General features: G+C 59.6%; 5 protein-coding genes. 4 read left to right on the top strand and 1 reads right to left on the bottom strand.

From position 1 onward, the window contains the following. Window positions 1–186, bottom strand: a 186-nt coding sequence (locus AC0L17_RS34125) for a hypothetical protein (protein ID WP_473518942.1), incomplete at its 3' end; no start/stop codon positions are given. 426 nt (window positions 187–612) lie between these two features. Here AC0L17_RS34125 and AC0L17_RS34120 point away from each other — a divergent pair. The 4 genes from AC0L17_RS34120 to AC0L17_RS34105 form a co-directional block, all read left to right on the top strand. Beyond that, window positions 613–1,149: a phospholipase D-like domain-containing protein gene (locus tag AC0L17_RS34120; RefSeq protein ID WP_473518941.1), complete on the top strand. Its 537-nt coding sequence runs from the start codon at window positions 613–615 to the stop codon at window positions 1,147–1,149. 1,148 nt (window positions 1,150–2,297) lie between these two features. Beyond that, a complete protein-coding gene (gene msuE / locus AC0L17_RS34115) occupies window positions 2,298–2,867 on the top strand; it encodes an FMN reductase (RefSeq protein WP_473518940.1) in 570 nt (189 codons plus the stop codon). Between the two features lie 24 nt (window positions 2,868–2,891). Continuing rightward, complete coding sequence (gene sfnG, locus AC0L17_RS34110; RefSeq protein ID WP_473518939.1) at window positions 2,892–3,992, top strand: dimethylsulfone monooxygenase SfnG; 1,101 nt, start codon at window positions 2,892–2,894, stop codon at window positions 3,990–3,992. 54 nt (window positions 3,993–4,046) lie between these two features. Then, window positions 4,047–4,690 (top strand): ABC transporter ATP-binding protein (locus tag AC0L17_RS34105; RefSeq protein WP_473518938.1); only part of this gene is annotated, 644 nt, incomplete at its 3' end.

Here is a 4,690-nt window from a genome sequence, read left to right as displayed (position 1 = left end):
ATTTGGACCCGATCCGCAGATCACCATACCGGCCCGCGGCTTCTTGAAAGGCCGCAACGACAGGCCTGAGAGAAGAAGGCACTCGATCACCGGCACATCAGGTTGGAAGGCTTCTTGCATCAAGGGCGGCAACCAGAGAAGAAGGCACTCGATCACCGGCACATCAGGTTGGAAGGCTTCTTGCATCAAGGGCGGCAACCAGAGAAGAACGACTCGCGAAATCGGCTGGCGCCAAAAATGTCAAGCGGCAAGACATGGGCAGCCTGCAGCATAACAAGACGATCGTCATCAATGGCCCCAACCTTAAGAAGGTCGTCTGCGGCTCGACAAATTTCACGTGGCGTGGCTTCTTCGTCCAGTCGAACAACGCGCTGGTGGTCGGTGGTGCCACGGCGGTCCAGTCCTATCTCCTTGCCTTCGACGGCTATTGGGCATCCGATGATCCCGAGGTTTTCGGCGGTTTGGCATCCGCCGAATGGGCGGACCTAGGTTTGGCTGGGATTGATGCAAAGGTAGCATTCTCTCCGCACTCCAGTGACAATGCGCTACTCGACAAAGTCGCCGCCGACATAGGCGAGACTAAGTCATCTCTATTCTTCTCCCTTTGCCTTCTTGCACCAGACGCCCGGGTCGGTAACCGAAGCGATCAAGAGAGTTGTCAAGGACAAGGAAATCTTCGTCTACGGCATTTCCGACAAGGAAGTTGGAGGCATCGACGTACAATTGCCCGACGGCAAGGTCGCGCCTGTTTTTCCGGCTGAACTGGCGGAGAATCTGCCGGAGCCCTTCAAGAAAGAGCCTACCGCCGGCAACGTGGGGAATCGGATGCATCATAAGTTCATCGTGATCGATTTCGACAAGCCCACTGCGCGTGTCTACACCGGCTCATACAACTTCTCTGACCCCGCTGATCGCAAGAATGGAGAAAACCTGCTCCTCTTCAAAGACCGTCGTGTCGCTGTGTCCTACATGATAGAGGCGATCCGCATCTTCGATTACTATCATTTCAGAATCGCGCAAAAGAAGGCGGCGACGGCCAAGACCAAACTTCAACTTGCCAAGCCGCCGCGGACCAAGGGCGAGAAGCCATGGTGGGCGGAAGACTATGAGGTCACGCGGAAGATCAAAGATCGGCTGCTGTTCGCATAGAGGGGCCGGTATGCTCCGGCGAACGGCCTGCTGCAATCGCGGATTGAGGAGAGCTGGTTCCGATAACGAAATGTGCAAGACTAAGACCTTGAAGCGGTGAGTTTCAGAGCAGCATTTGAGTCATGAAACTGACTAACCCGCGCCCCTACGTGGAACGCATTTAACTGATGGGGCACCAATGGCATCGTTCGCGGTGGGTATAACAATCCAGATATACAAGCTTCAAACGGGGGCAGGGTCGAGCTGTCGAGTTTTACCACGACGACTATGGGAGGATTTTCGTCCGCGGCCCGCGCGGGCCAAGCTGCGCAGTCACTCGAATTTCACAATCCAGCGTGTGACCGCGATGCTTGGGTTGTTCAATTGACCGACTGAGGGTCCGCGGCCCAGCTCCGGAGCGCTTCAACCCAAAGCCTACGATGTGGAGTGGCGTACCCGGTGCTGCGAGCCGCTGGCCCCGCGTTTTTTGACATACGCTCATCATACAGGCCGTGTACCTTCTGTCTGAAGGAAGAAAGTCATGGATCACTCCGAGCTGACTTTGACCAATATATTGCGCGATCCCCTCATCAGGCAGGTTTTGCGGGCGGATCGGATTTCCCTACCGCAATTTGCGGTACTCCTCCAGGAGGCAGCCCGCAAACATCAGAAGTCTATAGTCGGCGCATGCCTCGATGCGACGAGGGTCAACGCGCCGGACCTGATTGCGCCCGTGACCGCACAGCCGGCTATGGAACTCGCTCCAGTTTCTCATAGAGTTTGATCAGTCTGTCAATGACCGTGGAATCGGGACCCCGCATTTTCGCGCAAAAGGGACCCCGGTGTTGGGGCGGTGAAGGGCACGCCGATGAGCGCCCGATCAGGCGGAGCTGGTCGGGGTTGCACAGCCTGATCGGGCGCGGCTGATTGGCTTTTCGGCTTTAGCTTTGACAGCGGCTGACCGCGCCGCCGCCGATCCGGCGTGCGTTTGGCGCCGCATCCCGCTCCTAAACCGTCACCCCCTTTGCCATGCGGCTAACAGCGCCGTTTTTCCCACTGACGTGAAAACATCAGAACAAAGTACCTTATCTCTACAGAATTTATAGAATATCGTTTGGCCTGGTTTGGTGCTGGCCTAGCGAGCATGCAAAGTGTGGGAGATTGATGACTTGGCACGATTATCGGTTCTCGGAATATCGGGCGGCGTAAGCACGCCCTCCCGCACTACGGCGGTGGTGAATGCGCTGGTCAAGGCGGTCGCGTTGCGTGTGCCTGCAGACACCGGTCTGATCGAGATCACGGAGGCAGCACCCTCGCTATTCGCCGGGCTATCGCGCGGCGCACTTGGCGCATCCGGCGAAGCGATCATCCAGCGCGTCGAGAAGGCCGATTTGCTCGTGGTCGGAACGCCTGTTTATAGGGCTTCCTACACCGGTGCCCTCAAACACCTGTTCGATCTCGTCGATTATCGTGCGCTGACGGGCAAGACCGTGCTTCTCGCGGCGACCGGCGGCAGCCCATATCATGGCCTGGTGCTCGAACATCAGCTCCGGCCATTGTTCGGCTTTTTCGGTGCCGTCACCGTCCCGACCGGCGTCTACGGCGCGCCCGACGATTTCATCGATGCCGAAATCGTCGGCGCCGCGATCACCGAGCGCATTTCACGCGCCGCTGCCGAAGCAGTTTCACTGCTCAATTCCCGTCATGCAAACGCTGCCGTCGCCACGCGCGTCGGCTGAGCCAATCTAAGGGGGAACGACGACATGGCCTCGCACTCCGACAACCTCAAATTCGCCTACTGGGTTCCGAATGTCTCCGGCGGCCTGGTCATCTCCAACATCGAGCAGCGCACGGGTTGGGATATCGATTATAACCGCAAGCTCGCCCAGATCGCCGAGGCCAATGGCTTCGATTACGCGCTGAGCCAGATACGCTTCACCGCCGGCTACGGCGCCGACAACCAGCACGAATCGGTGTCGTTCAGCCATGCCCTGCTTGCCGCCACCACAACGCTGAAGGTCATCGCAGCGATCCTGCCCGGCCCGTGGAACCCTGCGCTGGCGGCCAAGCAGATCGCTACCATCAACCACCTGACCAATGGCCGCGTCGCCGTCAATGTCGTCAGCGGCTGGTTCCGTGGCGAGTTCGCCGCCATTGGCGAACTCTGGCTCGACCATGACGAGCGCTATCGCCGGTCGGAAGAATTTATCCGGGCGCTGCGTGGCATCTGGACGGAGGACAGTTTCACGCTGAAGGGCGATTTCTACCGCTTCACCAACTATTCGATGAAGCCCAAGCCGATCGAGCCCTTGCCCGAGATCTTCCAGGGCGGCTCGTCGCGCGCCGCTCGCGACATGGCGTCTCGTGTCTCCGACTGGTATTTCACCAACGGCAACACGCCGGAGGAGATCCGGAAGCAGGTCGACGACATCCGCGCCAAGGCGAAAGCCAATGGCCACAAGGTCAAGATCGGCGTCAATGCCTTCGCCATTGCTCGCGAGACCGAGGCAGAGGCGCGCGCAGTGCTCGACGAGATCATCGCCAAGGCCAATCCCGAGGCAGTCCAGGGTTTTGCCGATCAGGTCAAGAATGCCGGCAACGCCTCGCCGGAAGGCGAAGGCAATTGGGCGAAATCCTCCCTCGAGGACTTGGTGCAATACAATGACGGCTTCCGCAGCAATCTCATCGGCACGCCGGAACAGATCGCTGAACGCATCCTCAAGCTCAAGGACGCCGGCGCCGACCTGATCTTGCTCGGCTTCCTGCATTTCCAGGAAGAGGTCGAGTTCTTCGGCAAGCGCGTCATTCCACTGGTGCGCGAACTGGAAGAGGCTCGCGACAGGGAGCTTGTCGCCGCGGAATAGGTCAGGCGCGGCCCTCGGGCCGCTGCCAGCTCTCCTTCAAATCAGGGACGTTTCATGATTGGTGCTTCGCTGGGAGCCGCCGCATACGAGCGCGCGCCCGAAATTTCCGCCATCCTCGCGGTGACTAACCTCGTCGGCGACAGGCGTCAGGCATGCCTCTCGTTACGGCCGGATACGGTTCTCGGACTGATCGGGATCGGCATCTCCTTTGGCGGCGTTAAGGCGCTGAGCGACATTGATCTCGAGGTCAAAGGCGGTGAGATCCGCGCGGTGATCGGCCCCAACGGCGCGGGCAAATCCTCGCTGATCAACATCATCAGCGGCCTCTATCACGCCGACCGCGGCAGGATCGCGATCGACGGCCAGTCCTTCTCACAGGTGCCGGCGAGTCGCCTGGCGCGACTGGGCGTTGCACGCACCTTCCAGAACCTGGCGCTGTTCGGCGGGCTTTCGGTGCGCGACAACGTCGCGTCCGGCCGCGTCTACACCAGGCGCGCCAGTTTTGTTGAACAAATTGCCAATCTGCCACGCGCCCGGCGTGAAGATGCGGGAATCGCCGAAAAGGTCGATCAGACAATTGCCTTCCTGCATCTTGAGGCCGTTGCCGATCGTCTGGTCGCCACGCTGCCCTACGGCCTGCAGAAGCGAGTCGAGCTGGCACGAGCGCTGGTTGCCGAGCCCAAGATCCTGCTGCTCGA

The organism is Mesorhizobium sp. WSM4829 (assembly GCF_055811475.1).
The sequence above is the reverse complement of the archived record's forward strand: the minus strand, read 5'-3'. Positions and strand labels throughout refer to the sequence as shown.